The sequence below is a fragment of the Kocuria sp. CNJ-770 genome (assembly GCF_001942375.1).
Lineage (GTDB): Bacteria > Actinomycetota > Actinomycetes > Actinomycetales > Micrococcaceae > Kocuria > Kocuria oceani.
This window is the reverse complement of sequence record NZ_MKJW01000111.1, coordinates 55,230-81,719: the sequence shown is the minus strand read 5'-3', so window position 1 is coordinate 81,719 and position 26,490 is coordinate 55,230. Positions and strand designations below refer to the sequence as shown.

Below are 26,490 nucleotides of genomic sequence, written 5' to 3'. Positions count from 1 at the left end.
ACAGCACCGCCCGGAGCCCCGGCCCGACGGGTGTTCCGGAGCCTGCCGCCCCCGTAGGCTGAGTCCGGTGGAGGCCGGGAGCCGGCGGCAACGACCGCCGCGGCCCGTGCTCCCGGAGCACCGGCACACCGACGGAGGGGACCAGGCCATGGACGAGAAGCACCGGTGGATGCGGACGCGGCAGTGGGCACGGAGCACGGCGGCCGCCGCGGCGCTGTCGTTCACGGCCCTGGGTGTGACGGCCTGCGGGACGTCCGGGGACCAGTCCGGCGACGACGTCGGGGAGGCGCAGCAGGAGCCGGCCGGTGAGGACCCCGGGACCTACTCCGGGCCCTACGACGAGGCCTTCGTCGAGGACGCGGCCACCCTCGTGGACGCGGACGTGACACTCACCGCCCAGGTGGAGGAGGTCGTCTCGCCGGTGGCCTTCACCATCACGGGCACGGAGGAGTCGGATGCGGAGCCGCTGCTGGTCGTGAACTTCGACGAGGACACCTCCGGCCTGGACACCGGGGACCTGGTGGAGGTGACGGGGACCTACCGGGAGGCCTACAACGCACCGGCCGCGGAGGAGGACCTCCGGGCGACCCCCGGAGTGGAGGAGATCGCCCACTACGACGGGGAGCCCTACGTGGAGGCGACCGACGTGGAGGCGACCGACGCGGCGGGCACCGGACCGACCGAGGGCGACGCGGCCGGCTGACCCGTGCGCCGGGACCGGTGTTGGCGGTCCCGGGGTCCGGGGCCATAGCGTTAACGGATGACAACGAGAAACAGAACGGGATCGTGGGTGTTCGGCGTGGCGGTGGCCGCGGCCGTGACCAGCGCCGTGGGGCTGGGCCTGATGCAGCGCTGGGACGGGATGCTGCGCTTCGCGGCGGTGACGGTGGTGCTGCTGCTGACCCGGCGGGCGAAGGTGCCCACCGGCTTCGTGGCGGCCTTCGCGGTCCTGGTGCTGCTGGCGATGTGGGGCTCGGTGCAGCACTGGTACGCCCAGATCCCGCACTTCGACACGGTCGTCCACGTCCTGACCCCCGGCAGTCTGGCGGCGGTGGCCTACTTCCTGCTGGTGGACGCCCGCCTGCTGCCCGAGGCCCGCGAGACCGGGGCGGCGGTCCGCGGGTGGGCCCCGGTGCTGTGGGTGGGTCTCGTCGGCACGACCGCCGCGGTGCTGTGGGAGTACTACGAGTGGGTCGTGGAGCAGATCAGTCCGGCCGGCATGCTGGTGGGCTACACGGACACGGTCGTGGACCTGTTCGCCGGGATGTGCGGCTCCCTGGTCGCCGGGATCCTCGTGCTCCGCTGGGCCCGGCGCCGGACCGGAAGCTGAACCGCCCGCGCCCCGGCCGGGCCGCACGGTCCTACTCGCCGACCCGCCCCTGGGCGGCCATGAGGTAGTTCTCGCCCTCGAAGTCGGTGTACAGCTCGTCGTCCAGGTCCACGCCGAGCTGCTCCTCGACCTCGGACACCGAGAAGTTCGCCCGCATCGTGCCGGTGAGCTCCACGAGCTCACCGTCGTCGACCGGGGGGATCTCCTGCTCCTCCACGATCAGCATCGGGTCGGCCGGCCCGGCGATCGCGAACGTCTCGGGTGACAGCGTCCGGCTCACCTCCCCGGAGATCGTGACCTGTTGCCCCACATAGTTGGTCGCCTCGTCGATGAACTCCTGGTTGTACTCGCCCTCGTAGACGACCCGGTTCTCCTCCGTCGGGGTGCCTGCGCCGTACGGGGTGGGATTGCCCATGAACTCCCCGTCGGCCGGGATCGGGTCGTCCCGGTTGCACCCGGACACCGCCAGGGCGGTCACCGCAGCCAGCGTCGCGGTCAGCACACGGGTGGAGCCTCGGTCGCGGTTCGTCATGGCGCACCTCCGGTCATCGGTGGGAGACACCGACGTCACCTGCGGTGGCCGCCGGTCTCGGGTTCCCCACGCTAGGGAGCACGGCCGGACCCCGGCAAGGCCGAAGGCGGACTTCGGGTGGCCGTGGGGCGTCCTGTGACCTGATCGTGATGTCCAGGGCCGGTGCACCCTGCTCTCGTCCGCTTCCCCTTGCCCTGGGCCGACCCTGCGCGCCTAGGGTGGGACAGGACGGCGGGCGAGGGGGCCCGCACCGACCCGAGGAGCAGTGGCGCGATGAGCGACGTGACGTCTTTCGACGGGACCCGGCTGGCGTTGACCACCTGGGGGCGCGAGGGGGCGCCGATGGTCGTGCTGGTGCACGGCCTCGGCCTGTCCAGCGACTCGTGGGGGCGGGTGCCGGACCTGCTCGCGGCCGGCCACCGCGTGGTGTCCTACGACCTGCGCGGGCACGCCCAGAGCGGCGACGCCCGCAGCGGCGACTACACCATGGAGGCCCATGCCAAGGACCTCGACGCGGTTCTGGGCGAAGTCGTCGACGCGGGCGCGGCGGCCGTCGTGGTCGGCAACAGCCTCGGTGGGGGCATCGTGGTCGCCCGCGCCCACCACTGCGGCAACGAGCGGGTGGCCGGCGCGGTGTTCGCCGGCTCCGGCGGATCCACCGTCACCTTCCCCGGCTTCCCTGCCCGCGGGCTCCCGCGGCCGGTGCAGGCGGGCCTGCGCCTGGCTTGGATGAAGGCGCTGCGCACCGGCGTGCTGGCGGGCAAGCGGATCCGCTCCCTCGAGAACCTGTCCGATCGGCTGGTCCGCCGGTTCGCCTTCACCTCCGACGCCCCGCGCGACCTGGTCGAGAGGGTCCGGCAGGACTTCCTCAACAGCAGGCCCCGCGCGCTGACCCGGACCACGCTGGCCAGCGTCAGCCACGACGGCAGCCGGATGGCCCCGGACCTGACGGTGCCCACGCTCGTCATCCACGGCAGCGCGGACCCGGAGGTGTCCGAGGACGAACTGCGCAGGCTCCTGGACGCGCTGCCGGACGGAGAGCTCCTGCGCCTGCCGGAGGAGGGGCACATGCTGCCCCTGACCCGCCCCGAGCTGGTCGCCGAGCAGGTCGCCCGCTGGGTCGAGCGCGTGCGGCCCGCGCCCGGTCCGGTGAGCGGGTGAGGTCCCGCCCGGTCCCGCCGCCGGCCGGCACGGCCGCGGCCGAGTCTGGGCACCACCGCAACGCTGCCGGTGAGGTCCCACCACAGACCGTCACGGACCGGTCACGGTTCCGCCCGTGCCCTGCTCCAGGGCATCCCGGCTGTTGAAAGGATCACTTCAGTGTGCTTACGGTCGGTCGGTCCATCGTCCGTTTCCTGCGCCCCGGCTCCGCCGGCCGGGCCCGTCGCAGCACACCAGGAGGCACCCCATGACCGTCCGTGAACGCCGTTCCCCCGCCCGCACCGCCGCCGCCGCACTCGCCGCCGCCGCGGGGCTGGGTCTGGCCGGGTGCAGCACCGAAGGACCCGAGACCGGCACCGATGTCGAGGACGTCAGCGAGGGAAAGGTCCTGGAGTCCTCCCCCGCCCCGGAGAACGGCCCGACCACCGGGGACACCTTCGCCGGCACCTACGACCAGGACTTCCACGACGAGCGGGAGACCTACGTCGGACAGCAGGTCACGCTCTCCGCCGAGGTCGACGACGTCATCGGTGACGACGGCCTGGTGATCGCCGGCGCGGCGGAGAACACCGTGGACCCGCTCCTGGTGCTCTACGACATGGACCGGGTCGACGTCGAGGAGGGCCAGGTCGTGGAGGTCGTCGGCACGGTCCAGCAGTCCTTCGACCCCTCGACCCTGGACGACCAGGCCCAGGAGGACTTCACCGACGAGCTCTACCAGGACCACGAGCAGCAGCCCTACGTCGAGGCCAGCTCCGTCCGGCTGCTGCCGGAGCAGTAGGTCGCCACGGCCCGGGGTCCGCAGCCGCACGGCTGACGACGCCGGGCCGTCCACGTGCCGGGCCGCCCCGGCCGGCCCCTCCACGCCCCGTCCCGACGACCCGGAGGCACCAGCCCATGGACCTTCCTCACCTGTTGTGGAACGCGGTGCCGCCGTGGGCGGCGGTGGTGTTCTTCGCCGTGGATCTGGTGATCCGGCTGCTGGCGCTGGGCACGATCCCGCACAACCGGCGGCCCTCGGCAGCCTGGGGGTGGTTGCTGGTGATCTTCTTCTTCCCGATCCTGGGCGGGCTGGTGTTCCTGGTGCTGGGGCGGGCGGATCTGCCCCAGGCCCGGAAGGACAAACAGCGAGAGGCGGCCGGGCTGGTCGACGCGCACGGCCCCGGCACGGGCGACCGGGAGGTGCAGGAGATGCCGGACCGGCTGGCCGAGACCGTGCGGCTGAACCAGCACCACGGCGCGTTCCCGGTGGCCGGCGGGCACCGGATCGAGATCCTCGACGACTACGACACCGCGCTGGCCGCCATGGCCGAGGGGATCCGGGGGGCCCGGCGCTATGTGCACTTCCAGTTCTACATCGCCGTGGCCGATGCCAGCACCGAACCGGTGATCGCGGCCCTGGAGGCCGCCCGCGCCCGTGGGGTGACCGTACGGGTGCTCGTGGACCATCTCGGCGCCGCCGGCTACCCGGGCTACAAAGAGCTGGTGCGCCGGTTGGAGGCGGCCGGGATCGACTGGCGGCGGATGCTGCCGGTGCGCCCGTGGCGGGGGCAGTACCAGCGCCCGGACCTGCGCAACCACCGCAAGATCCTGGTGCTCGACGGGACGGTGGCGTTCACCGGGTCGCAGAACGTGATCGACCGCTCCTACAACAAGAAGAAGAACCAGCGGCAGGGCCTGCAGTGGATCGGGCTGATGACCCGGATCCAGGGCCCGGCGGTGGGGCACCTGGACGCGGTCTTCGCCACCGACTGGTACTGCGAGACCGACGACATGATCCTGGACACCGACCAGAGGGTCCCGGGCACCGGCCCGGCCCCGGACGCAGACCCACCGGGGGAGCTGGTCTGTCAGGTGCTGCCCTCGGGGCCGGGGCTGGGCCAGGAGTCGAACCTGCAGCTGTTCAACCACCTCTTCGCCACCGCCCGGCGGCGAATCACGGTGTGCAGCCCCTACTTCGTGCCCGAGGACTCGATGTACAACTCCCTGCGCACCGCGGTGGCCCGCGGGGTCGAGGTGGAGCTGTACATGGGGGAGACCTCCAACCACGTGCTCACCCACCACGCCCAGCGCTCCTTCTACGAGCAGCTGATCCGCGACGGGATCCGGATCCACCTCTACCAGGCGCCCTGGGTGCTGCACGCCAAGTTCGTGCTCATCGACGCCGACACCGCGGTGGTGGGGTCCTCGAACATGGACATCCGCTCCTTCGTGCTCGACCACGAGGTCAACCTCCTGGTCGCCGGGGAGCAGTTCGTGGACCGGATGGACGAGGTCGTGGCCGGGTACCGGGAGCACAGCCACGAACTCCGGCTGGCGGACTGGCTGGCCCGGCCCTGGTACCAGAAGTACGCCGACAACACCGCCCGGCTCACCTCCGCCCTGCAGTAGCACGGGAACGCCCCGCAGGGCGGCGGGCTGCTCGACCGTCCTGCTCGACCGTCCTACTCGACGACGGTGACGGTGGCGTCGGTGAGGTAGGGCTCCGCCTCGCGGTTGACGAGGTAGTTGGCGTTCTCCTCGTCGGTGAGCTGGTAGAGCCGCTCCCGGTCCCCGGGCTCGCTGAACAGGTCACCGGAGGCCACGGTGCCGGTGGCCTCGACCTCGTCGCCGGGACTCAGCTCGGCCGGCATGTCCGTCACGAAGACGACGGTCTGTTCGTCGCCCATGGTCAGGAACTCCTCGCCGTAGACGCCCTCCACCTCGTTGGTCAGGGTGATCTCCTCCCCGACCAGTTCCTCGGTGGAGACCTGGGACTGGTCCAGCTGGGTCAGCCGGGTCTCGTCCTGGCATCCGGTCAGCAGCAGGGCCCCGGCCACACCGGCGGCGGCCAGAGGCAGGGTGCGGTGGATCAGGGGGCGGTGGGTCAGGGTGCGATGGGTCATCAGTGTCCTCCTCGATGCTCCCGTGACGGGGGTGTGCCGGGTGGCCTGGTGCCGGCCGAGGTCCGGCCGCCGGGCCCGCCCGGGGAGCGGGGCGTTCCCGGACGACCGCGTCGGGCCCCGTGCCGTCGCGTGCTCGCACGGGACCGGACGTCCCGGCCGGCCGTTCCTCACTCCTGTTCGATGACCTCCCCGCTGGTGGCCATGATGTAGGGCTCGCCCTCGAACTCGGTGAACGCCTCGTCCTCCAGATCGACGCCGAGCTCCTGCTCCACACCGGCGACGTCGAAGCCCTCCTGCACGGTGCCGGTGACCTGGACCACCTGGCCGTCGTCGAGCGGGGGGATCTCCTGCTCCTCGACGATCAGCAGCGGATCCACCGCACCGGCGATGGCGAACGCATCGGGCGAGATGGTCTCGCTCACCTCGGCCGAGAGCGTCACCTGCTGACCCGTGTAGGTGGTGACCTCGTCGTAGAAGTCCTGGTTGTAGTCCCCTTCGTAGGCCAGGGCCATCGCCCCGGCGTCCTCGGTGGCCGCCGCGGAGCTCTCCACGACCTCCCCGTCCGTGACGTCCTCGACGTCGGTGCCGGTCTCCGGGCCCTCCGAGCCGCATCCGGCCAGACCGAGCCCGGCGACGGCGAACAGCCCTGCGGCGAGCGTGCGGGTGGTGCGCGTGCTGTGTGTTCCCATGGTGGTCCTCCTCGTGTCGATCCCGGTCGCCGGGGCGGTGGGCCGCCGGGTCCCCGGGTGTGCTGCTCCTCGACCGTAAGAAGCCGGTCCGGCCCCGGACCAGCAGGAAAGCGATGTCCGCCGACCTTCACCGGGCCTTCCGGGCTCCTGCCGGGAACCCTCTGCGCAGATCGTGACCCGCTCGTGATGACCGGCGCGTTCTCGGCGGGAGCCCCGAGGCTCCGCGGGAGGCCTAGGGCGCGGGGTCGACCGTCGCCTCGTCCAGATAGGCCTCCCCCGCGTGCTCCGCGTAGAAGCCGGACTCGTCGTCCGCGGCCGCCTCCTCGGCGACGGGGGGTTCGAAGTCCTCCCGGAGCGTGCCGGTCACCTCCACCGTGGAGCCCTCCGCGACGTCCGGGGCCGTGTACCGGGCGCTGACCAGCAGGGGATCCGTTCCCGCCGGGCCCGTGAGCACGTAGGCGGAGCGGGAACGGACGAAGTCCCCGATCGTCCCGGTGAGCCGGACCTGCTGCCCGGCGTGGTCGGGCAGCTCCGCGACGAACTGCTCGTCGTACGGGCCGTCGTAGGCCAGGCCTCCCGTGGTCTCGGCGGCGCCGGCCGGGGACGGTGTCTCCTGCGCTCCGGGCGTCTCCTGCTGGGCCGGGGTGCCGCCGCCCGGCTCGGGCTCCTCGCCGCCGGTGCAGCCGGTCGCGGCCGCCAGTGTCAGCGCCGACGCGGCGACCAGTCGTCTCGTGCGGTGTGTCCTGTGGACGGGCATGGCAGTCCTCCTCGCTCGGGCGGGATCCCTCCGGCCGGGCAGGCACGGCGTCGCCCCGTCCGTTCCCATCCTCACCCACCGGCACCGGCCGGAGGAACCGCCGGCCGGGTCCGTGACCGGCCGGGCTCAGGGGGCGGTGCGGGACGGCGCCTCGGCCCGGGTCCGGTCGCCGCCGGGGCGGCGCAGCACGACCGGCAGCGCCGCGGCGGCCAGGAGCGCGAGCAGGGACAGGGGGATCCATGGTGTGCCGGGCCACCAGTGGTGGCGGGCGGTGAGCTCGAGCAGGATCCCGAGCCCGGCGTTGCCCACGAGCACGGCGACGCCGCCGCAGGTGGCGGCCAGCCCGTAGTAGGCGCCTCGTCCGGCGCGGGCCCCCGGGTCCGGGAGGAAGACCGGAATGAGGGACAGGATCGTGGGGGTGAGGAGCATGTGGCCCAGGATCAGCACCGCGACCGCGCCCATGACCGGCAGCACGGAGCTCTCCTGCGCACCCGGGGGCACCGAGGTGAGGGCGGCCACGGCGAACGCGGCGGCCACCACCAGGAAGCCGGCGGACAGGGCGCGCCCGGGCCCGAGCCGCCGGCCCAGCCCCGAGACCGGCAGCTGCAGGAGCAGGGTCAGCACCGAGGCCAGCAGGAACAGTGCCCCGAGCCAGGCCGGGTCGAGGCCGCGCCGGTCCAGCTCGACCGGGACGGTGAAGTAGAGCTGGTTGTAGGCCAGCATGTTCGTGCCCGCGAACAGACAGAACAGGACGAAGCGCCGGTTGCGCAGGCATCCCAGGGCGGGCCCGGGGCCCCCCGCGCCCCGGGCCGGCGCGGCAGGTGCGGCGGGCAGGCGGAACCACAGCAGGACGGTCACGAGAGCGAACACCGCGATCCCGGCGCCCAGGGCCGCGTCGAACCCCCAGCCCAGCAGGGCGGTGCCCAGCACGGGACCCAGCACCGCGCCCAGCTCGCCGGTGATCGCCAGCCACACGAACACCGACCGCCGGCCCGCGCCCTCGGCGCCGCCGGCCGGCGGCCGGTCGGCGTGGGAGAGCTGGGACTCCAGCGCGGGCGAGAACAGTGCGCCCCCGGCGCCGGTGAGGACCGCGCCGAGCAGGAAGAGGGGGAAGTCCGAGGCCGCCGCCAGGGTGGCGTAGCCCAGGATGCGCACCAGGCAGCCGGTGAGGATGGCCCGGCGGGGGCCCCAGCGGTCGGCCAGCAGACCGCCGAACAGGAACATGCCCTGCTGGCTGAAGGTGCGGGCCCCGAGCACCAGCCCGATCGCGGCGGCGTCCAGTCCGTACTCGGTGCCCATGGCGCCGGCGAGGAAGGGGATGACGGCGTAGAAGCCGATGTTGAACACCAGCTGGGCCCCGAGCAGGGTGCGCGTCTCGGGCCGGTGGTCAGGCGGGGACATCGCGGTGCTCCGGCGGCAGGGTGTGGTGGTCCAGGATCGCGCACACCCGGGGCAGGGCCGCCGCCACCAGCTGCCGGCTGTGCTCGTGGCGCGGCGCGGCGAAGAACTCGCGGGTCGGCGCGAGCTCGACCAGGGTTCCGTGGTGGAGCACCGCGACCCGGTGGCTCATGTAGCGGATGACGCCCAGGTCGTGGGAGATCATGATCAGCGACAGTGCCCGGTCCCGGTGCAGCCGCAGCAGCAGGTCCAGGACGGTGCGCTGGGTCGCAGCGTCCAGGGCCGAGGTGGCCTCGTCGCAGATGAGCACGGTCGGTTCCAGCAGCAGGGCCCGGGCGATGGTGAGCCGCTGCAGCTGCCCGCCCGAGCACTGGCCGGGATACCGTTCCAGCAGCTCCGGGTCGAGCTCCACCTCGCGCACCGCGTCCAGGAGACGGGCCTCCCGCTCCTCCGCGGGGAGGTCCCGGTGCTGCCGCAGGGGGGCCTCCAGGCTGGTGCGCAGCCGCATGCGGGGGTCGAAGGAGTCGTGCGGTTCCTGGAAGACCAGCTGCACGCCCGTGCGCACCGGACCGGCACTTCCCGGCGCTCCCGGGGCCCCGGTGACGCGTCCGGCGTCGGGGGCCTCCAGCCCGACGGCCAGGCGGGCCAGGGTGCTCTTCCCGGAGCCGGACTGGCCCAGGACCCCGAGGATCTCCCGGTCCCGCAGCTCGAGCGTGACCTGCTCCACGGCAGGGCGTCCGCGGCGCCGGCCCGTGCCGAAGGTCTTGGTGACCCGTTCCAGCGCCAGCGCGGCGCCCGCGCCCGTGCCCGCGGCGGGGGGCGGCGTGTCGGCGGGGGTGAGGGCCGCCGCCTCCAGCAGGGCCCGGGTGCACGCGCTGCGGGGACGGTTGAGCACGGTTCCGGCCGGGCCCGCCTCGACGACGCGCCCGGCGTCCAGCACCACCACGCGGTCCGCGTAGGCGGAGACGGTGGCCAGGTTGTGGCTGATGTAGAGCACCCCCAGCCCGCGGTCGCGCCGCTCCCGGTCGATCAGCTCGAGGATCTGCCGCTCGAGGACCGTGTCCAGGGCGGAGGTCGGCTCGTCCGCGAGCAGCACCTCCGGCCGGCCGGCGAGGGCGAGGGCCACCATGGCCCGCTGGGCCATGCCCCCGGAGAGCTGGTGGGGGTGCGCGCGGGCGCAGGACTCCGGGTCCCGGAACCCCACCTCGGACAGGAGCTCGAGCGCCCGCTCCCGGGCCGCCCCGCCCCGGAGCCCGCCGTGCAGCCGCAGGGGTTCCCGCAGGTGCTGGAGGACCGTCCGGCGGGGATTGAACATCCGCTTGGGCTGCTGGTACAGCATGCCGATCCGCCCGCCGCGGACGCTGTCCAGCTCGGCCTCGCCCGCCCGGGCGAGGTCGGTCCCGCCCAGCCGGATCGATCCGGCGTCGAGCTGGACCTGCGGGGGCAGCAGGCCCAGGACGGACATGGCCGTCATCGTCTTGCCGCTGCCGGAGGCGCCGACCAGGGCCACGAACTCCCCCGGCGCCACCGCGAGGTCGACCCCGGACAGCACCGGCCGCGGGGCTCCGGAGGGCCCCCGCCGGCTGACGTGCAGCTGCTCGACGCTCAGCCCCTCAGGCATCCGGCACCGTCCGGGAGGGCGCGGAGGAGAGCACCATGCGGGTGCTCGTCGCCCGGGCCAGGCGCTGGCCGACGAGGGTGACGCACAGGGCGACGACGAAGACGACGAGCCCGGGGGCGAGGATCGTCAACGGGGACCGGGCCGCGTACGGCTGGGCGGCGGCCAGCATCGCCCCCCAGTCCGACTGCGGGGGCTGCACCCCCAGGCCCAGGTAGGACAGGGCCCCCACGGTGATCAGGAACTGCCCGAAGCGCAGGGTGGCCTGCCCGAGCAGCGGCCCCGCCAGGTGGGGAAGGACGTGGCGCAGCACGACGAAGGAGGGCGAGCAGCCGAGGACCCGGGCGGCCTCCACGAAGCCGCGCGCGGAGACGTCGTACGTCAGCGCCCGGGCCAGCCGGGCGAACGGTGTCCAGCCGGTCACGGTCAGGGCCAGCAGCAGGGACAGGTGCCCGGGACCGAGCACGGCCACCAGGAACAGGGCCACGACCATCTCCGGCAGGGCCAGCAGGACGTCGCTGGTCCGGGTGAACACCTCGTCCAGCCAGCCCCGGCGCCGGGCGCTGAGCACCCCGATGACGGTGCCCGTCACGGCGGTGAGCAGCGTGGCCAGCGCGGCGACGGTCAGGGAGAACCGCCCGCCGTCGAGCAGCCGGCTCAGCGTGTCCCGGCCCAGGTGGTCGGTGCCCAGCCAGTGGGCGGCGCTCGGCGGGGCCAGCCGGGCCGTGAGGTCCTGCGCGGCCGGCGGGTGGGGCGCGAGCCAGGGCGCGAGGGCCACGGCGAGCACGACGAGGACCAGGACCGCCGAGGCGGCCCACACGAGGGAGCGGCGCTCACGCACGGCGCCCCCTGACCCGGGGGTTGAGCAGGCCGTGGACCAGGTCGGCGGCGGTGGTCAGCGCGACGGCCAGGCCCACGACGACGACCACACCGCCCTGCGCCAGGGGGATGTCGCTGTTGCGCACCGCGTCGTAGAGCAGCCGTCCCATGCCGGGAATGGCGAAGACGACCTCCACGATGACGGATCCGCCCAGCAGCCCGGCGAACCAGACGGCCACCAGCGTGGTCAGGGGCAGCAGCCCGTTGGGGAGCACGTGCCGCCGGAGCGTCCGGAACCGTCCGAGGCCGCGGGCCCGGGCGGCGACGACGTGCTCGGCGCCCAGCGCGTCGAGGACTCCTTCGCGCACGGCGGAGGTGAAGTAGCTCGTCGGCCGCAGCGCGAGGACGGCCACCGGCAGGACCGCGGAGGAGGGCCCCGACCACCCGGCGGAGGGCAGCAGCGACAGGTTGAGGGCGAACACGAGCACGAGCACCGGGGCGAGCCAGTACTCCGGCACGGCGATGAACGCCTGGGTGACCGTGGTGATGATCCGGTCGGCGGCCCGGCCCTCCTGCAGCGCCGCGATGACGCCCAGGACCACCGAGACCGCCGCGGCCACCGCCAGGGTCATCACCACGAGGCTCAGTGTGATTCCCAGGGCGGGCAGCACCTGCTCGACCACCGGGGTGCGGCTCGCGTAGGACAGCCCCATGTCGCCGCCGAGCAGCCGGCCCAGCCACCGCAGGTACTGCACCATCAGGGGGTCCTGGAGTCCCAGGTCGGCCGCCAGGGCCTGGGCGACGGAGTCGTCGATCACCTCTCCGGCCACCCGGGACCGGATGATCTTGCGCACCGGGTCCCCCGGCGTCACGTAGGGGATGAGGAACACCACGAAGGACGCGAGCAGGACGGTGATCCCCAGGGTCGCCGCCCGCCGGGCGAGGAAGGCCGTCACGCGCGGTCCCGTCCTTCCGCTCGTCCCGGGGTCCTGGTGCTGCCGGCGGTGCTCACGAGGCGGGCTTGCTCGTCTCCGCGCGCAGCACGTACCGGGACAGCGGGTCCTGCCGGTGGTTCTGCAGATCGGCACGGACCGCGTCGACGGCCTGCTCGTTGACCAGCCACACGTTCACGGCCTGCTCCTCGAGGATCTCTCCGGCCCGGGCGTACAGCTCGTAGCGCTGCGCGGTGTCGGCGGTGCCGGCGGCCTCCTCCACGAGCCGGTCGTACTCCTCGTCGCAGAAGTGGCTGAGGTTGTACGTGCCCTCGCAGGTGTAGTCGGCGGTGAGGAAGCCGATGGGGTCGGCGATGTCGATCAGCCGGTTGCGCTGGCTCAGCACCATGTCGTAGTCCCCGGACAGCAGGTCCGGCTCCACGGCGGCGTACTCCTTGGTCGTGATGGTCACGGGGACCCCGACGCTCTTGAGGTTCTCCTGGATGACGGTGGCCACGTCGGCGAACTCGGCCCGCTCCACGATGGCGATGATCTCCAGCGGCCGCTCCGCGGTGTAGCCGGCGGCGGCCAGCAGCTCCTTCGCGGCGTCGACGTCCTGCTGCGGGGCCTCGGCGCCCTCGATCGCCCAGGGCTCGGAGGACGCGAAGGGCCCGGTCGCCGGGAGGGCCGCCCCCTCGTAGACGCTGGCCGCCAGGGCGTCCAGGTCCAGGGCCGAGCGGACGGCCTTGCGGAAGTCGACGTCGTCGAACGGTGCCCGGCCGTTGTTCATGTACAGGGTCGCGGTGCGCGGGGACTCGGCCTGGAGCACCTCGACGGCGGGGTCGGCCTCCAGCGCGGCGACGTTGGCCGCCGGGATGGAGAGGGAGACGTCCGCCTCCCCCGTCTGGACCTGCGTGGCGCGGGTCGCCCCGTCGGTGATGAACCGGACCTCGGCGCCGGCCAGCTGGACCTCTCCGCCCCAGTAGTCCTCGTTGCGGTCCACGGTCAGGGACTGCTTGGGCTTCTCCGACACCGGGGTGAACGGCCCGGTGCAGTGCCCGAAGGGATCCACCGACCCGCCCTCGAAGGCCGCCGGGGCCAGCACCCCGGTGTTGACGCTCGCCAGGCGGTACGGGACCAGCGGGCTCTCGGCCGGGGTGGTGATCCGCACGGTGCGCTCGTCGACGGCCTCCACGCCGCTGACCACGGCGGGGCTGAAGGCGCGGGCCGGGACCTCGGCGTCGAGGACGGCGCGCAGCGAGGTCACGACCGCGTCGGCGGTCAGCGCGGTGCCGTCCTGGAACTGCACGCCCTCCCGGAGGGTGAACTCCCACTCCAGGGGCGAGACCTGCTCCCACTCCGTGGCCAGCGCCGGCACGATCTCGCCCGCCGCCTCGTCGTAGCGGGTCAGGGTCTCGAGGCACCCGGACAGGGAGAGGATGTAGGCGGCGTCGCTCTCCAGCGCCCAGTCCGCGACCGGGGCGCGGAAGTTGTCCACCACGATCCGCTGATCGCGGTCGGCGGCCTGGGTGCTGCCACCTTCCTCGCCGCTGAAGCCGCAGCCCGACAGAGTGAGAAGAGCCACGAGCCCGACGGGCATCGCGGACCGGAGCGGAGAGCGCACGGGACCACCTCAGGTCGCCGCCCGGGGGCGGCAGAGAATAAGGACACGGAAGAGTTCGGTAAAACCCCCGGAGGCAGGTTAGGGGAACCTAACCGTCGGGTCCAGTCGGGCACGGGGTTCCGTCATGAAACAGCTCCGGTTTCACCGGCCGCCACGGATGTGCTATGGGCACCGGCGCGTCCGTGCTGACACCGCACCGGCGGCCTGGCACAGTGGGGCACGGACATCCCCCGACCGGACGACCCCGAGGAGCTCCATGACGCAGCAGGCCGAGACGCCCCGCACGACCACCGCCGGGGAGTGGTGGCGCTCCGCGGTGATCTACCAGATCTATCCGCGCTCCTTCAACGACGGCAACGGTGACGGCATGGGTGACCTCCCGGGCATCATCGACCGGCTGGACTACCTGGCGGACCTGGGCGTGGACGCCCTGTGGCTGTCCCCCTTCTACGTCTCCCCCCAGCACGACGCCGGCTACGACGTCTCCGACTACCGGGACATCGATCCCCGGTTCGGCACGCTCGAGGACTTCGACCGGATGCGCGCCCGGATGGCCGAGCTGGGCATGCGGCTCATCGTGGACCTCGTGCCCAACCACACCTCCAGCGAGCACGAGTGGTTCCGGGCGGCCGTGGCGGCCGGGCCCGGCAGCCCCGAGCGGGAGCGCTACATGTTCCGGGAGGGCCGGGGCGAGCACGGCGAGCTGCCGCCCAACAACTGGCGCTCCGTGTTCGGCGGTGAGGCGTGGACCCGGCTGCCGGACGGGCAGTGGTACCTGCACCTGTTCGACAGCACCCAGCCGGACCTCAACTGGGAGAACCCGGAGGTGTGGGAGGAGTTCCGCTCCGTGCTCCGCTTCTGGCTGGACCGCGGCGCGGACGGCTTCCGCGTGGACGTGGCCCACGGGCTGGTCAAGGCCGAGGGCCTGCCGGACTGGGACCACCAGGTGCACATGGTCGAGGGCGAGCACGACGCGCGGGAGCACGACGAGCCGGACACCCCCATGAGCACCGGCAGCCCCTACTTCGACCAGGACGGCGTGCACGAGGTCTACCGCGACTGGCACCGGGTGCTCGCCGAGTACGACGGCGACCGGATGATGGTGGCCGAGGCGTGGGTCGAGCCGGCCCACCGGCTGGCCATGTACGTGCGCTCCGACGAGATGCACCAGGCCTTCAACTTCGACTTCCTGGTGGCCGGATGGGACTGGGCGCGGCTCTCCCGGGCGATCGGGGACTCGCTGGCCGAGTCCGCGAAGGTCGGGGCGCCCACCACCTGGGTGCTCTCCAACCACGACACGGTCCGGCACGTCTCCCGCTTCGGGCTCTCGGACCCGGTCGCCTACCCCAAGGGGATCGACGCGGGGAGCGAGCAGCCGGACCACGACCAGGGCCTGGCCCGGGGCCGTGCCGCCGCCCTGGTGGAGCTCGCGCTGCCGGGCTCCGCCTACCTGTACCAGGGGGACGAGCTGGGCCTGCCCGACCACACGGGGCTGCCCGCGGAGCTGCGGCAGGACCCGGCGTTCGCCCGCACCGGGGGCGAGGAGATCGGCCGCGACGGATGCCGCGTGCCGCTGCCCTGGGCCGCCGGGGAGCCCGGCCACGGCTTCGGCCCCGAGCCGTGGCTGCCGCAGCCGGAGGCCTTCGCGGAGCTGGCGGCGGACCGCCAGGTGGGCGTCCCGGGGTCCACGCACTCGCTGTACCGCGCCGCCATCGCCCTGCGCCGGGAGCTCGGCCTGGGCCGGGGCGCGTTCGCCTGGCACGAGGCGCACGACGCCGCGACGGGCCTGCTCGCCTTCGTGCGCACCACCGAGGCCGGGCAGCGGGTGCTGGTGGCGGCGAACCTGGGCGGGGCCCCGGTGCCGCTGCCCGCCGGAGAGCTGCTCGTGGCCAGCCGGGAGGACGCCGTGGCCGACGGCGCGCTGCGGCCCGAGCGGGCGGTGTGGGTGCGCCTGACGGCCTGACCCGCGGCGGGTCAGTGGCTGGTGAGCGGCGGGTCAGTGGCTGGTGCGGCCCCGGCCCGAGGCGAGCACGGGGGCGAGCAGCCGGTCGGCCAGCGCCCCGGTCAGCACCGAGTAGACCGCCTTGTGCAGGACGTCGACGGTCAGCTCCTGGACCGGCCAGGACGCCGGCGGGGCGCCCACCCCGGTCGCGTTCTCCACCGTCTGGTCGACGGCGAGCCGGACCACGGTGTGCCACGCGCTCGCGGACCCGCCGCGGATGCCCGTGACCGACCAGACGCCGCGCAGCGCACCCAGGGCGGCCCCGGTGCCGTAGTGCATCACGGAGTTCCAGCCCCGGGGCCGCTCGTCGTCGCCCGGGGGCCGCCCCAGCAGGGTCAGCAGGGCACGGCCGGGGACGTAGGAGTTCGGGCGCCGGGTGAGGGCCTGCTCGGCCTTCTCCCCCAGCACCATCCCGGCGGCGCCGACCACGCCGGCCGCGGCGCCGATCCCGGCCGCGCGCAGCAGCAGGTCCGGACGGGAGGCGGCGGTCATGCCCGGTCCTCCTCGTCCTCGAGGCCCTGTCGCGCCAGATCGCGGTCCAGTTCGCCGCCCGGCTCGACGACCACGCCGTCCTCGCGCTGGTCCTCGACCGTTCCGCGCTCCGGTTCCCGCCCCGGCTGCTGCCCCGGTCCGTGCTCCCGCTGCTGCTCGCTCATGGTCGCTCCCTCCGTTCGGGCACCCGGCCCGGGCGGCCCGCGGCCAGTATAGGCAGGAAGCTGATCAGTTGGGCCGGTCAGTGGGCGGGGGCGGACTCGCCGCAGCGCCGCTGCAGCCAGTCGTCGACCGGAGCGAGCGTGCGCTGCAGGTCGGCGACCTCGACCGGCTGCAGCGAGTCGCCCGCGGCGCGCAGATCGGCCACGGCGGAGTCGAAGGCCGGCCGGAGGTCGGCGGGCATCCCGGGCGCGAGCTCCTGCACGGAGTCGGCCGCCCGGCCGGGGTCGAAGCCGGGGTGCGGCCCGTCGGTGGACAGCGGCACGAGCATCAGGGAGGTGTAGGCGCCGGCGACGTCGAAACAGGTCTCCGGGCCCGGGGACTCCTCGGTGGGGACCGGGGCGGGGGTGGTCGGTCCCGGGACCGACTCCAGGACGAACCCCTGCTGCTGCCCGACGCCGCAGCCGGCCACGGCGAGCAGGCACAGCACGGCGGGAGCGAGCACTGCGCCGGGTGCGCTCGAGCGGCGGGGCGGGCGGGTCACGGCTCCAGGATACGGAGCGAACCTCGGTACGGGCTGGCAGCCGGCGAGGACCCCGGACATGAGAAGAACCGCCGGTCCCCGTGGGGACCGGCGGTTCTTCCGCGGTGGCTCCGACCGGCGTCGATCCGGTGACCTTACGATTTTCAGTCGTACGCTCTACCAACTGAGCTACAGAGCCCCGGCACATCCGAGGCGGATATGCCGCGACGGCGTCGCACCCCGGAAAGACCTCTTCCGCTGTGAACGCCGCCTGAGCGACCCTGACGGGACTTGAACCCGCGACCTCCGCCGTGACAGGGCGGCACGCTAACCAACTGCGCTACAGGGCCTTGCTGTTTCCAACGAGGATTGATCTTACCAGCATTCCTCGCCGGTTGTGCAAATCGGTGGGAGGCCCACCTGCTTCGCGTACCCCCAACGGGATTCGAACCCGTGCCGCCGCCGTGAAAGGGCGGTGTCCTAGGCCGCTAGACGATGGGGGCCAGAACGCCCGCGCCGGCGGCCACGGCCTCGAGGACCGAGGACCCTGGCACGGGTGAAACCGAGTACAGCTTAGGGCTTCCCCCGGAATTCGCACAATTGCCGTCCGGGCCGGCACCCGGCGGCACCCGTGCGGCCGGCACCCCGTGCGCCGGGGCCGCGCGTGGGGTAGGAAAGGGGGCGTGATCGAGATGACCCGCCAGGAGTTCGACGGCGCCGTCGACGACGCCATCGACCTCATCCCGGACGAGCTCTTCCGGGCCATGGACAACGTGGTGATCCTCGTCGAGGAGGAACCGCCCGGGCACGCGCCGGACCTGCTCGGCCTCTACGAGGGCGTGCCCCTCACCGCCCGGGACGGCGGCTGGGGGGCCGGGTCCCTGCCGGACCGGATCTTCGTCTACCGCGGCCCGCTGCAGCGCATGTGCACCGAGCGGGAGGAGCTCGTGGAGGAGATCACGGTGACCGTCATCCACGAGGTCGCCCACCACTTCGGCATCGACGACGAGCGGCTGCACGAGCTGGGCTGGGGCTGACCCGGCCCGCTCAGGCGTCCCAGGGGCGGACGTCGTCGGAGTCGAAGTCCTTGCGGGTCTCGATCCGCTGGTCGTAGCGGTCCGGGACGATCAGCACCGGACCGGCCGCGTTGTGCAGCACCCCCTGCGAGGTGGAGCCCAGCAGCATGCCCGCGAAGCCGCCCCGGCCCCGGGTGCCGAGCACCACGAGGGAGTTCTTCCGGGTCTGCTCCACCAGGACCTGCACCGGTGGGCCGTCGGCCAGCTCGGAGCCGATCTCGAGGTCCGGGAACCAGCTCCTGAGCCAGGCCACCCCGCCGCCCAGGGCCCGGGCGACGTCGTCGTACATCACCTCGAAGTCCACGGCCGTGGGCATCCAGGCCAGCGCCCCGCTCACCGGCGGGAGCGCGCACACCACGGTCAGGGGGACCCCGAGCAGGCGGGCCTCCTCCGCGGCGTAGAGCATCGCCGCCCGGGCCTGCGTGGAGCCGTCCGAGCCGACGACCACGCGGTCCACGAGGGCCCGGTCGGTGGTGAGCTCCTCCGCGCCCAGGTGCTCCTGGGACCAGGGCAGGGGCACCACCCGGTGGGGCACTTGGCGTGCGCCGGCACGGCCGTGGAGACGGTGCCCAGCAGCCGGCCCAGCAGCCCGCCCCGGCCGCGGGAGCCGAGGACCATCAGCTCGGCCGTGCGGCTGAGCTCGAGCAGGGCGCCGGAGGGGTCGCCCGTCTCGACCGTGGCGCGCAGCTCCACCCCCACGGGGCGGACCTGGTCCGCGGCGTGGTTCAGCAGCTCCTCGACGCCCTGGGTCAGGGCGGCCTCGTCCACGGTGGCGTAGCCGGTGTCGAACCCGGAGCCCGAGAACACGGGCATGCTGTAGGCGGTGACCAGCCGGACGGGCAGGCCGCGGCGGCGGGCCTCCCGCGCCGCCCAGCGCAGGGCGCCCAGGCTCTGCTCGGAGCCGTCGACGCCCACGACGACCTCGCCGGTCGCGTCCAGGGCGCGGCCCTGCCCTCCGGCGGCCGGGGAGCGCCGGCGGACGGCCTCCTCCCCCAGGCTGGTGTCGCGGCGCTCCTCGCGCTCCGGGGACGGGTGGTCGGTCATGGTGCTGCCTCCTGTGCGCGGCCTCCGCCCGGACGGCTCCGTCGCGGCCCGGGACCTCGCCTCCGATGGTACGCGCGGACGCGCCGCGGCCGGCGCCCGCCGGCGGACGATCGGCGCCCGGGGTGAGAAGATGAGGGCGCACTGTGCACCCGCCTGCCAGGAAGGACGGTTCCGCCGATGAGCGAGGTCTCGTCGCCCGACACTCTGCCCGGGGAGACCGGGGCGACGGAGTGGGCCACGTGGGGCAGGACGCACGCCGTCACCCCTCAGCACGTCCTGCGCCCGGCCTCGGTGGCGGAGCTCGCCCAGGGCGTGGCGGCCGCCGCGCAGCGGGGCCTGGGCGTGCGCGCCGTGGGCTCCGGCTGCAGCTTCTCGGCGCTGCCCCTGGCGCCCGAGGTGATGGTCGAGCTCACCGGGCTGACCGGGCTCACGGCGGTGGACGCGGACCAGCACCGGGTCACGGTCCTGGCGGGCACCACGATCCGGGCCCTCAACAAGGAGCTGGACGCCCACGGGCTGGCGGTGACCAACCTGCCGGACAGCGACTGGCAGACGATCGCCGGCGCGGTCTCGACCGGCACCCACGGCACCGGCCTGGCCTTCGGCTCCCTCTCGGCCCAGGTGGTGGCCCTGACCCTGGTCACGGCCCGCGGCGAGCTGGTGGAGTGCTCCGCCGAGCAGCGCCCCGAGCTGTTCCAGGCGGCGCGGGCCGGACTGGGCGCCCTGGGGATCCTCGCGAGCGTGACCCTGGCCTGCGAACCGGCCTTCCGGCTGCACGCCGCCGAGATCCGGGAGCCGCTCGGGCAGCTCGTGGACTCCGTGGGATCACGGATGGCCGGGTCGGACCACTTTGAGTTCTACTGGATGCCGGGCACGGCCACCGCCCAGACCCGCATCCTCACCCGGCTGCACAAGCTCCCGGACTCCTACACCCGGCCCGGCTCCCCCGTGGCGCGCACCGTGCGCCGGCTCGACGACGCCCTGCTGCGCAACACCCTCACCGCCGGGCTGAACCAGCTGGCCACGGCGCTGCCGCGCTCCACGCCCGGGCTCAACCGGGTCGACGCCCTCACGAACAGCCCGCGGCAGTACAGCGACCTCTCCTTCCGGGTGTTCACCGTCCCGCGCCGGGTCCGCTTCGTCTCCACCGAGTACGCGCTGCCCGTGGAGGAGCTGGGGGTCGCCTTCCGGGAGCTGCAGACGCTCGTCGAGCGCCGCGGCTACGCCTTCTCGCTGCCCGTGGACGTGCGCTGCTCCGCCGCCGAGGAGGCCTGGCTGGCGCCCGCCCACGGCCGCGACACCGCCTGGATCGCGCTGCGGCAGTACTGGCGGCGCTACGACCCGAAGGTCTTCGCCGCGGCGGAGGAGGTCTTCGTGGACCACGGCGGACGCCCGCACTGGGGCACCGTGCACACCCGGGACGCCGGCTACCTGCACGCGGTCTACCCGCGGTTCCAGGACTTCCTCGACGCCCGTGCCGCGGCGGATCCGGACGGGGTCTTCCTCAACGACCACGTCCGGGAGCTGCTGGGCCTCTGACCCGGTGGGGCGCCGCTCTGCCGGCGCCGCGGCCCGGAGCGGCTGCTCCCGTCCCGGGAGCGCGAGGGGCCGCGTCCTGCCGGGCAGGACGCGGCCCCGGGGGTGCTGGGCTCCGGCTCAGACGGGCGAGGAGACCGGCTCGGGCACGCCCTCCCGAGAGACGCTGACCATCTCCTCGCGCTCGACCACCTTGACCCGCTCGCGCGGGTTGCCCTCGGCGTCGTGCGAGGACTGGCCCAGGCCCTGCTCGTACTCGTCCAGGGCCAGCCAGCCCTCCCACGTGGTGTACTCGACGCCGCGGGCCTCGAGCACCTCGTTCACGGACCCGGGGTCGGGGCGGGTGGCGCCGGGCAGCACGGGGCGGTCCTCCAGCAGGTGGGTGACCGTCTCGAGGGCGTCGGACTTGGTGGCGCCGATCAGCCCGACCGGGCCGCGCTTGATCCACCCGGTGGCGTAGAGACCGTGCAGCACCGTGCCGTTCTCGGCCAGGACGCGGCCCTCCGCGTTGGGGATCACGCCGCGGCCGTCGTCGAAGGGCAGCTCCGGCAGCCGGGAGCCCAGGTAGCCGACGGCGTGGTAGACGGCCTGCACCGGGTAGTCGACGTACTCGCCGGTCCCGGACACCGAGCCGTCCCCGTTGAGCCGGGTCCGCTCCATGCGCAGGCCGGTGACCCGGCCGTCCTCGCCGAGGACCTCGCGGGGGCTCTGCAGGAAGTGCAGGTGCAGGCGCCGGGAGGCGGTCTGCGGGGCGTCGTCGGCCCGCCACTTCTCGAGGGTCTTGACCATCACCTTGACCTGGTTGTTCTCGGCGATGGCCTGCTCGGAGCCTCGTCGTAGTCGAAGTCCTCGTCGTAGACGACGATGTCGACGTCGCGCGACTTGGCGAGCTCGCGCAGCTCCAGCGGGGTGAACTTCACCTGGGCGGGGCCGCGGCGGCCGAAGATGTGCACGTCCGTGACCGGGGAGGCCTTCAGGCCTGGTAGACGTTGCCGGGGATCTCGGTGACGAGCATGTCGTCGGCGTGCTTGGAGAGCACCCGGGCGACGTCGAGGGCCACGTTGCCGTTGCCGATGACCGCGACCTCCTTCGCCTCGAGCGGCCAGGTGCGCGGGAAGTCCGGGTGCCCGTCGTACCAGGCGACGAACTCGGCGGCGCCGTGGACGCCCTCGAGGTCGTTGCCGGGGATGTTCAGCGGGGCGTCGTAGACGGCACCGGTCGCGAAGATCACCGCGTCGTAGTGGGCGCCGAAGTCGGCGAGGGTCAGGTCCCGGCCGAACTCCACGTTGCCGAAGAAGCGGATGTCGCCGCGGCCCAGGATCGCGCGCAGCGCGGTGATGATGCCCTTGATCCGGGGGTGGTCGGGGGCCACCCCGTAGCGGATCAGCCCGAACGGGGTCGGGTAGCGGTCGAACAGGTCGATGCTGACCTCGAGCTCCCCGTTCTTCACGGGCTCGGACTTGGTGAGCATGTCCGCGGCGTAGATGCCGGCCGGGCCGGCGCCGATCACGGCGACGCGCAGGGGGCGGGTGGTGGTGTCAGCCACTGAGGTTCCTTTCGTTCGCGCGCACGGCGTGCACCGCGCGCGTCGTGGACCGGGTCCAAGTTTAGTGATGTCGTCCCGGGATCTCCCGGGTGAGGATGCTCACGACCGGTGGCCGAGCAGCCCCCGCCCGCGCAGCAGCCGGCGTTCCACGGGGTTGAAGAACAGCAGCTCCACGAGGATGCCGACGGCGAGGATCGACAGGACCGCGACCATCACCACCGCCATGTTGGAGACCGTCCGGCCCTGCTCCAGCAGGGAGCCCAGGCCGAAGCCGATGGAGCCACCGATCGCGATGAGCTCGGCGCCCATGAGCGAGCGCCATGAGAACGCCCAGCCCTGCTTGAGCCCGGCGACGTAGCCGGGCAGGGCCGCGGGGAGCACCACCTTGCTGGCCATGGTCCAGCCGCGGGCCCCGAGCACGTGGCCGGCCCGGCGCAGCTGGGGCGGGATCTGGTCCACCCCCGCGAGCATGCCGTTGACGATCGACGGGATGGCCCCCATGAGCACCACGAAGTACACGGTGGCGTCGGAGAGGCCGAACCAGATGATCGCGGCGGGCACCCAGGCGATGGAGGGCAGCACCTGCAGGCCCGAGATGATGGGGCCCACGGCGTCGCGCAGGGCGCGCCGCTGGGCGATCAGCAGCCCCAGCGGCGTGGCCACCGCCGCAGCCACCAGGAAGCCGCTGATCCCCCGCCACAGGCTCGTGCCGAGGGCGCCCAGGACGGTGCCGTCGGTGAGGAGTTCCGCGAACTGCCGCCCGACGTCCAGCGGCCCCGGCATGACGTCGGGCCGGGGGCCGAGGAGGGCGACGAGCAGCTGCCACAGCAGCAGGCCGGCCACCAGGGCGACCATCGGCGGGGCCACCTTGGTGCGGAACACCTCCCCGGCCGAGGTCCTGCGCGTGCGCTCGGTCTGCAGCGCGTCCAGGCCGGCGAGCTCCTCGCCGGCGGCGTCCTGCTCGGCGGGCGGCACCGGGAGCGCCTCGGAGGCCGTCCGCTCCGCCGCCCGGGGTGCGCGGGGCGCGGCCGGCGGCGCGGCCGGGACCTGGGGCAGGGCGGTGTCATTTCGCATGGCGGCTGATCTCCTCACGCAGTCGTGCGGTGATGGTGCGGGTCAGCTCGGCGAGGGTGTCGTCGAGTGACTGGGCGCTGCCCTCGAAACCGTAGGACTCGGGGTCCTTCCACGGCCGGGTGTCCCACTCCTGGACCACCTGCCCGGGGCGGGAGGACATGAGCAGGACCCGCTGGCCCAGCCGCACGGCCTCGCCGACGTTGTGGGTGATGAACACGATCGTCCGTCCCGTGGCGCGCCAGACGCGCAGCAGCTCCTCGTGCAGCAGGTCCCGGGTGATGGCGTCCAGCGCGGAGAACGGCTCGTCCATGAGCAGGACCTCCCGCTCCTGGGCCAGGGCCCGGGCCAGGGCCACGCGCTGGCGCATCCCGCCGGAGAGCTCGTGCGGACGCTTGTCCGCCGCGTGCGGCAGCCGGACCAGCTCGAGCAGCTCCTCGGCCCGCTCCCGCCGCTGCGCGGCGGGGACGCCGCGCAGCTCCAGGGCGAGCTCCACGTTGCGCCGTGCGGTGAGCCAGGGGAACAGGGCGGCGTCCTGGAACATCAGGGCCGCTCCCTCCGCGGGGACGGTCACCGACCCGGCGGTCGGCTCCTCGAGCCCGGCCACGATGTTCAGCAGCGTCGACTTGCCGCAGCCCGAGGCGCCGAGCAGCGCGACGAACTGCCCGCGCTCCACGTCGAGGTCCACGTCCTGCAGGACCGGGCCGTCCTCGGCGGAGAAGGTCTTGCCGAGTCCCTGCAGCCGGATCGCGGTGGTGGTCGTGGTGCTCATGGGCCCTCCTCCGAGCCGGCGCGGACGCGGTCGAGGACCGTGGTGTCCACGAGGCCGTCCAGCGAGGCCTCGTCCGTGGTCCCCGCCGCCACGCCGTCGGCCAGCAGCTGCGGGTAGGTGTCCGCGAGGGGGTCAGTGGTCCACTCGATCGCCTCGAGGGCGCCCGCGACCGTCTCGTCGGGGAGGGTCTCGGTCTGGGCGCGCTCCAGGCCCCGGTTCAGGGTCGAGGCCAGCAGCGCGGGGTCGTCCTCGTGCTCGTCCAGCCAGTCCACGGACCGCTGCAGGCCCCGCACGAGTCCTTCGACCGTCTCCGGATGGCGCTCGAGGTAGTCCTTGCGCACCACCAGCACGGTCGTGGGATAGCGCCCGTCCGCCCAGAGGTCGCGCTCGTCCACGAGGACCCGGGCGCCGTCCTGCACCGCGCGGGTGGCCCACGGCTGGGGCAGCCAGGCCCCGTCCACGCGTCCCTGCCGCAGCATGGAGATGGTCTGGCCGTTGGCCATCGGGGTGATGGCGACCGCGCGCTCGCCGTCGCCGTCCACCTCGTAGCCCTGCTCGGTGAGCCAGGTCCGCAGGGCCACGTCCTGGGTCCCCCCGAACTCGGGGCTCGCGACGGTGCGCCCGGCCAGGTCCTCGGCGTCCGTGACGCCCGGGCCCACCACGAACTGCGCCCCGCCGGACGCCGCGCCCGCGACCACGGCGAGCGAGCGGCCCTGGGAGCGGACGAAGGAGTTGATCGCCGGGTTGGGGCCCACGAAGGCGGCGTCGATCGACCCGGCGTTCATGGCCTCCACCGCGGTGGGGCCGCTGTTGAAGACCTGGGTGGACAGGGTCGTGTCCCCCAGCTCCTCCGCGAAGTGCCCGTTCTCGAGGCCGACGAGGGCCGGTCCGTGCGTGAGGTTGCCGAAGTAGCCCAGACGCAGCTCGGCCGCGTCGGAGGTCTCGACCGCGGTCTGCTCCCAGGCCGCCAGCGTCCCGTTGGCGCGCAGCACGGTGGCGGCGACCGTCAGGGCGGTCAGGAGCGCGAGCGCGGTCAGCACCAGCGGCCAGCCCGGACGGCGGCGGCCCGCGGCGGGGCGCCCGCCGTCGCCGGCCGTCACCGTGGTGAGGGCCGGCGGCTGCTGCCGGTCCACCTAGGCGTCCCGGACGAGTCCGGCGGCGAGCGTGTTGCCGGTGGCGGGGTCGACGAGCAGGAAGGCGCCGGTGCGCCGCAGCCGGTCGTACGGGTCGACGGGCAGCGGGGAGGCCAGCCGGAGCCGGACCCGTCCGATGTCGTTGAGCTCCAGGGTCGCCGCGTCGCGCAGCACCAGCTCCTCGAGGTCCAGGCGCCCCTCGAGGTCCTGGACCATGGCCTGGACCGTGGCGGCGCCGTGCTTGACGAGCACGCGGGCGCGCGGCTGCAGGGGCCGCTCGCCGAGCCAGGCCACCGAGGCGGTCAGGTCCCGGCTGGGCTCCGGCAGCTCGTCGTCGGCGCTCGCGAGGAGGTCGCCGCGGGCGATGTCGATGTCGTCGGCCAGCCGCAGCGTCACGGACAGCGGGGCGGCGGCCTCCGGCAGCTGCTCCCCGGGCAGGGGCGCGCCCGGGGCCGGGGCGGTGCCGGCCACGTCGATGCCGGTGACCGTGGTGCGCCGGCCGGCGGGCAGGACCACCACCTCGTCGCCGACCGCGACCGTGCCGGAGGCGATCTGCCCGGCGTAGCCGCGGTAGTCGCGCAGCGCCTCGGCGTCCGCGCCCGGCGCCGTGCCGCCCTGCGGGCGGATGACGTACTGGACGGGGAGGCGGAAGGGGCGGGCGGTGCCGCGCCCGGACTCGTCGACCGTGGGCAGCTCCTCGAGCACGCGCAGCAGCGGGCGCCCGGTGTACCAGGGGGTGCGCGCGGAGGCCTCCACCACGTTGTCGCCCTCGAGGGCGGAGACGGGTACCACGTGCACGTCCTCGATGCCCAGCCGGGCGGCGACGCCGGTGGCGTCGGCGGCGACCCGCTCGAAGACCTCCCGGTCGTAGTCGACCAGGTCGATCTTGTTCACGGCGATCACCACGTGCGGGACGCGCAGCAGCGAGACCACGGCCAGGTGCCGGCGGGTCTGCTCGACCACCCCGTGCCGGGCGTCCACGAGCAGCACGACGGCGTCGGCCGTCGAGGCGCCCGTGACCGTGTTCTTCGTGTACTGCACGTGGCCGGGGCAGTCGGCGAGGATGAAGGAGCGGCGGTCGGTGGCGAAGTAGCGGTAGGCCACGTCGATCGTGATGCCCTGCTCCCGCTCGGCGCGCAGGCCGTCGGTCAGCAGGGCGAGGTCGAGCCGGCCCGTGCCGCCGCCGAAGCCGCGCTCGGCCGAGGTGCGGCCCACGGCCTCGAGCTGGTCGGCGAGGATCGCCTTCGCGTCGTGCAGCAGCCGGCCCACCAGGGTGGACTTGCCGTCGTCGACGGACCCGGCGGTCGCGAAGCGGAACAGCGAGCCGGGGTCGATGGTCGGGACCTGCTCGGCGGGGACCTGCGGGGTCACGGTGCTGGGGGAAGTCATGT

At 73.9% G+C, this 26,490-nt stretch carries 24 protein-coding genes, 3 tRNA genes and 2 pseudogenes; 8 read left to right on the top strand and 21 right to left on the bottom strand.

The features are described 5' to 3' along the window. The first annotated feature begins 148 nt into the window (after nucleotides 1-148). Together BJF77_RS13170 and BJF77_RS13165 are read left to right on the top strand one after the other, a co-directional pair. Nucleotides 149-703: a hypothetical protein gene (locus BJF77_RS13170; protein WP_139318578.1), complete on the top strand. Its 555-nt coding sequence runs from the start codon at nucleotides 149-151 to the stop codon at nucleotides 701-703. A gap of 57 nt (nucleotides 704-760) precedes the next feature. Continuing rightward, nucleotides 761-1,330, top strand: coding sequence for a hypothetical protein (locus BJF77_RS13165; RefSeq protein ID WP_139318577.1), 570 nt, complete (start codon nucleotides 761-763; stop codon nucleotides 1,328-1,330). 31 nt (nucleotides 1,331-1,361) lie between these two features. Here BJF77_RS13165 and BJF77_RS13160 read toward each other — a convergent pair whose 3' ends face one another. Further along, complete coding sequence (locus BJF77_RS13160; RefSeq protein ID WP_075872450.1) at nucleotides 1,362-1,862, bottom strand: hypothetical protein; 501 nt, start codon at nucleotides 1,860-1,862, stop codon at nucleotides 1,362-1,364. A gap of 273 nt (nucleotides 1,863-2,135) precedes the next feature. Here BJF77_RS13160 and BJF77_RS13155 point away from each other — a divergent pair, with 273 nt between their 5' ends. From BJF77_RS13155 to BJF77_RS13145, 3 genes are all read left to right on the top strand, one after another. Beyond that, nucleotides 2,136-3,023, top strand: a complete 888-nt coding sequence (locus tag BJF77_RS13155) for an alpha/beta fold hydrolase (protein WP_053004798.1) — start codon at nucleotides 2,136-2,138, stop codon at nucleotides 3,021-3,023. A gap of 247 nt (nucleotides 3,024-3,270) precedes the next feature. Next, complete coding sequence (locus BJF77_RS13150; protein WP_075872449.1) at nucleotides 3,271-3,804, top strand: hypothetical protein; 534 nt, start codon at nucleotides 3,271-3,273, stop codon at nucleotides 3,802-3,804. Between the two features lie 116 nt (nucleotides 3,805-3,920). After that, nucleotides 3,921-5,414, top strand: a complete 1,494-nt coding sequence (locus BJF77_RS13145; RefSeq protein WP_075872448.1) for a phospholipase D-like domain-containing protein — start codon at nucleotides 3,921-3,923, stop codon at nucleotides 5,412-5,414. A gap of 53 nt (nucleotides 5,415-5,467) precedes the next feature. On the opposite strand, the gene BJF77_RS13140 is transcribed toward BJF77_RS13145, so the two are convergent. The 8 genes from BJF77_RS13140 to BJF77_RS13105 all read right to left on the bottom strand — a co-directional run bounded on the left by BJF77_RS13140 (nucleotide 5,468) and on the right by BJF77_RS13105 (nucleotide 13,721). Then, nucleotides 5,468-5,908 (bottom strand): hypothetical protein, encoded by a 441-nt coding sequence (locus BJF77_RS13140; RefSeq protein ID WP_075872447.1) that lies wholly within the window; start codon nucleotides 5,906-5,908, stop codon nucleotides 5,468-5,470. Nucleotides 5,909-6,075: 167 nt separating this feature from the next. After that, a complete protein-coding gene (locus tag BJF77_RS13135; protein ID WP_047802832.1) occupies nucleotides 6,076-6,597 on the bottom strand; it encodes a hypothetical protein in 522 nt (173 codons plus the stop codon). 232 nt (nucleotides 6,598-6,829) lie between these two features. After that, on the bottom strand, nucleotides 6,830-7,354 hold the full coding sequence (locus BJF77_RS13130; RefSeq protein ID WP_047802833.1) for a hypothetical protein: 525 nt from the start codon (nucleotides 7,352-7,354) through the stop codon (nucleotides 6,830-6,832). Nucleotides 7,355-7,480: 126 nt separating this feature from the next. Continuing rightward, nucleotides 7,481-8,755: an MFS transporter gene (locus tag BJF77_RS13125; protein WP_075872446.1), complete on the bottom strand. Its 1,275-nt coding sequence runs from the start codon at nucleotides 8,753-8,755 to the stop codon at nucleotides 7,481-7,483. After that, on the bottom strand, nucleotides 8,742-10,373 hold the full coding sequence (locus BJF77_RS13120) for an ABC transporter ATP-binding protein (protein WP_075872445.1): 1,632 nt from the start codon (nucleotides 10,371-10,373) through the stop codon (nucleotides 8,742-8,744). The genes BJF77_RS13125 and BJF77_RS13120 overlap by 14 nt, the downstream gene beginning before the upstream one ends. Further along, a complete protein-coding gene (locus tag BJF77_RS13115; protein WP_075872444.1) occupies nucleotides 10,366-11,211 on the bottom strand; it encodes an ABC transporter permease in 846 nt (281 codons plus the stop codon). The genes BJF77_RS13120 and BJF77_RS13115 overlap by 8 nt, the downstream gene beginning before the upstream one ends. Beyond that, complete coding sequence (locus tag BJF77_RS13110) at nucleotides 11,204-12,145, bottom strand: ABC transporter permease (RefSeq protein WP_047802837.1); 942 nt, start codon at nucleotides 12,143-12,145, stop codon at nucleotides 11,204-11,206. The genes BJF77_RS13115 and BJF77_RS13110 overlap by 8 nt, the downstream gene beginning before the upstream one ends. Nucleotides 12,146-12,197: 52 nt before the next feature. After that, on the bottom strand, nucleotides 12,198-13,721 hold the full coding sequence (locus tag BJF77_RS13105) for an ABC transporter substrate-binding protein (RefSeq protein WP_139318580.1): 1,524 nt from the start codon (nucleotides 13,719-13,721) through the stop codon (nucleotides 12,198-12,200). A 280-nt stretch (nucleotides 13,722-14,001) separates the two neighbouring features. Here BJF77_RS13105 and BJF77_RS13100 point away from each other — a divergent pair, with 280 nt between their 5' ends. Then, entirely contained in the window at nucleotides 14,002-15,708 is a 1,707-nt protein-coding gene (locus tag BJF77_RS13100; RefSeq protein ID WP_047802839.1) for a glycoside hydrolase family 13 protein, read from the top strand. Nucleotides 15,709-15,741: 33 nt separating this feature from the next. Here the strand turns inward: BJF77_RS13100 and BJF77_RS13095 are convergent, their stop codons facing one another. The 6 genes from BJF77_RS13095 to BJF77_RS13075 all read right to left on the bottom strand — a co-directional run bounded on the left by BJF77_RS13095 (nucleotide 15,742) and on the right by BJF77_RS13075 (nucleotide 17,424). Then, the gene (locus BJF77_RS13095; protein ID WP_047802840.1) at nucleotides 15,742-16,239 is read right to left on the bottom strand and encodes a hypothetical protein; all 498 of its coding nucleotides are present in this window, start codon (nucleotides 16,237-16,239) and stop codon (nucleotides 15,742-15,744) included. After that, the gene (locus tag BJF77_RS20600) at nucleotides 16,236-16,403 is read right to left on the bottom strand and encodes a hypothetical protein (protein WP_158041264.1); all 168 of its coding nucleotides are present in this window, start codon (nucleotides 16,401-16,403) and stop codon (nucleotides 16,236-16,238) included. The genes BJF77_RS13095 and BJF77_RS20600 overlap by 4 nt, the downstream gene beginning before the upstream one ends. Nucleotides 16,404-16,480: 77 nt before the next feature. Beyond that, nucleotides 16,481-16,942 carry a hypothetical protein gene (locus BJF77_RS13090; RefSeq protein ID WP_139318576.1) on the bottom strand — a complete coding sequence of 154 codons (462 nt, stop codon included), beginning with the start codon at nucleotides 16,940-16,942 and terminating at the stop codon, nucleotides 16,481-16,483. A 105-nt stretch (nucleotides 16,943-17,047) separates the two neighbouring features. Continuing rightward, nucleotides 17,048-17,120, bottom strand: a tRNA-Phe gene (locus BJF77_RS13085). Between the two features lie 77 nt (nucleotides 17,121-17,197). Beyond that, a tRNA-Asp gene (locus BJF77_RS13080) sits at nucleotides 17,198-17,271 on the bottom strand. A gap of 80 nt (nucleotides 17,272-17,351) precedes the next feature. After that, a tRNA-Glu gene (locus BJF77_RS13075) sits at nucleotides 17,352-17,424 on the bottom strand. 189 nt (nucleotides 17,425-17,613) lie between these two features. Between BJF77_RS13075 and BJF77_RS13070 the strand changes: the two genes are divergently transcribed. Beyond that, nucleotides 17,614-17,958, top strand: coding sequence for a metallopeptidase family protein (locus BJF77_RS13070; protein ID WP_369821411.1), 345 nt, complete (start codon nucleotides 17,614-17,616; stop codon nucleotides 17,956-17,958). A gap of 10 nt (nucleotides 17,959-17,968) precedes the next feature. Here BJF77_RS13070 and BJF77_RS22760 read toward each other — a convergent pair. Then, nucleotides 17,969-19,041 (bottom strand): annotated as a pseudogene (locus BJF77_RS22760) (universal stress protein). Nucleotides 19,042-19,218: 177 nt separating this feature from the next. Between BJF77_RS22760 and BJF77_RS13060 the strand changes: the two are divergent. Then, nucleotides 19,219-20,580: a D-arabinono-1,4-lactone oxidase gene (locus BJF77_RS13060; RefSeq protein WP_053004815.1), complete on the top strand. Its 1,362-nt coding sequence runs from the start codon at nucleotides 19,219-19,221 to the stop codon at nucleotides 20,578-20,580. Nucleotides 20,581-20,697: 117 nt separating this feature from the next. On the opposite strand, the pseudogene BJF77_RS13055 reads toward BJF77_RS13060, so the two are convergent. The 5 genes and pseudogenes from BJF77_RS13055 to BJF77_RS13035 form a co-directional block, all read right to left on the bottom strand. Then, a pseudogene (locus BJF77_RS13055) lies at nucleotides 20,698-22,048 on the bottom strand (FAD-dependent oxidoreductase). 174 nt (nucleotides 22,049-22,222) lie between these two features. Beyond that, nucleotides 22,223-23,197, bottom strand: coding sequence for an ABC transporter permease (locus BJF77_RS13050; protein WP_075872441.1), 975 nt, complete (start codon nucleotides 23,195-23,197; stop codon nucleotides 22,223-22,225). Next, the gene (locus BJF77_RS13045; RefSeq protein WP_047802845.1) at nucleotides 23,187-23,966 is read right to left on the bottom strand and encodes an ABC transporter ATP-binding protein; all 780 of its coding nucleotides are present in this window, start codon (nucleotides 23,964-23,966) and stop codon (nucleotides 23,187-23,189) included. Before BJF77_RS13045 ends, BJF77_RS13050 begins: the two co-directional genes overlap by 11 nt. Next, a complete protein-coding gene (locus tag BJF77_RS13040; protein WP_075872440.1) occupies nucleotides 23,963-25,099 on the bottom strand; it encodes an ABC transporter substrate-binding protein in 1,137 nt (378 codons plus the stop codon). The genes BJF77_RS13045 and BJF77_RS13040 overlap by 4 nt, the downstream gene beginning before the upstream one ends. After that, complete coding sequence (locus BJF77_RS13035) at nucleotides 25,100-26,488, bottom strand: sulfate adenylyltransferase subunit 1 (protein ID WP_075872439.1); 1,389 nt, start codon at nucleotides 26,486-26,488, stop codon at nucleotides 25,100-25,102. Nucleotides 26,489-26,490: the final 2 nt, after the last annotated feature.

Excerpts from the sequence above, each read along its gene's own strand:
- BJF77_RS13170 (WP_139318578.1), top strand. The coding sequence starts at position 149 with ATGGACGAGAAGCACCGGTGGATGCGGACGCGGCAGTGGGCACGGAGC.
- BJF77_RS13165 (WP_139318577.1), top strand. The coding sequence starts at position 761 with ATGACAACGAGAAACAGAACGGGATCGTGGGTGTTCGGCGTGGCGGTG.
- BJF77_RS13160 (WP_075872450.1), bottom strand. The coding sequence starts at position 1,862 with ATGACGAACCGCGACCGAGGCTCCACCCGTGTGCTGACCGCGACGCTG.
- BJF77_RS13155 (WP_053004798.1), top strand. The coding sequence starts at position 2,136 with ATGAGCGACGTGACGTCTTTCGACGGGACCCGGCTGGCGTTGACCACC.
- BJF77_RS13150 (WP_075872449.1), top strand. The coding sequence starts at position 3,271 with ATGACCGTCCGTGAACGCCGTTCCCCCGCCCGCACCGCCGCCGCCGCA.
- BJF77_RS13145 (WP_075872448.1), top strand. The coding sequence starts at position 3,921 with ATGGACCTTCCTCACCTGTTGTGGAACGCGGTGCCGCCGTGGGCGGCG.
- BJF77_RS13140 (WP_075872447.1), bottom strand. The coding sequence starts at position 5,908 with ATGACCCATCGCACCCTGACCCACCGCCCCCTGATCCACCGCACCCTG.
- BJF77_RS13135 (WP_047802832.1), bottom strand. The coding sequence starts at position 6,597 with ATGGGAACACACAGCACGCGCACCACCCGCACGCTCGCCGCAGGGCTG.
- BJF77_RS13130 (WP_047802833.1), bottom strand. The coding sequence starts at position 7,354 with ATGCCCGTCCACAGGACACACCGCACGAGACGACTGGTCGCCGCGTCG.
- BJF77_RS13125 (WP_075872446.1), bottom strand. The coding sequence starts at position 8,755 with ATGTCCCCGCCTGACCACCGGCCCGAGACGCGCACCCTGCTCGGGGCC.
- BJF77_RS13120 (WP_075872445.1), bottom strand. The coding sequence starts at position 10,373 with ATGCCTGAGGGGCTGAGCGTCGAGCAGCTGCACGTCAGCCGGCGGGGG.
- BJF77_RS13105 (WP_139318580.1), bottom strand. The coding sequence starts at position 13,721 with ATGCCCGTCGGGCTCGTGGCTCTTCTCACTCTGTCGGGCTGCGGCTTC.
- BJF77_RS13100 (WP_047802839.1), top strand. The coding sequence starts at position 14,002 with ATGACGCAGCAGGCCGAGACGCCCCGCACGACCACCGCCGGGGAGTGG.
- BJF77_RS13095 (WP_047802840.1), bottom strand. The coding sequence starts at position 16,239 with ATGACCGCCGCCTCCCGTCCGGACCTGCTGCTGCGCGCGGCCGGGATC.
- BJF77_RS20600 (WP_158041264.1), bottom strand. The coding sequence starts at position 16,403 with ATGAGCGAGCAGCAGCGGGAGCACGGACCGGGGCAGCAGCCGGGGCGG.
- BJF77_RS13070 (WP_369821411.1), top strand. The coding sequence starts at position 17,614 with ATGACCCGCCAGGAGTTCGACGGCGCCGTCGACGACGCCATCGACCTC.
- BJF77_RS13060 (WP_053004815.1), top strand. The coding sequence starts at position 19,219 with ATGAGCGAGGTCTCGTCGCCCGACACTCTGCCCGGGGAGACCGGGGCG.
- BJF77_RS13050 (WP_075872441.1), bottom strand. The coding sequence starts at position 23,197 with ATGCGAAATGACACCGCCCTGCCCCAGGTCCCGGCCGCGCCGCCGGCC.
- BJF77_RS13045 (WP_047802845.1), bottom strand. The coding sequence starts at position 23,966 with ATGAGCACCACGACCACCACCGCGATCCGGCTGCAGGGACTCGGCAAG.
- BJF77_RS13035 (WP_075872439.1), bottom strand. The coding sequence starts at position 26,488 with ATGACTTCCCCCAGCACCGTGACCCCGCAGGTCCCCGCCGAGCAGGTC.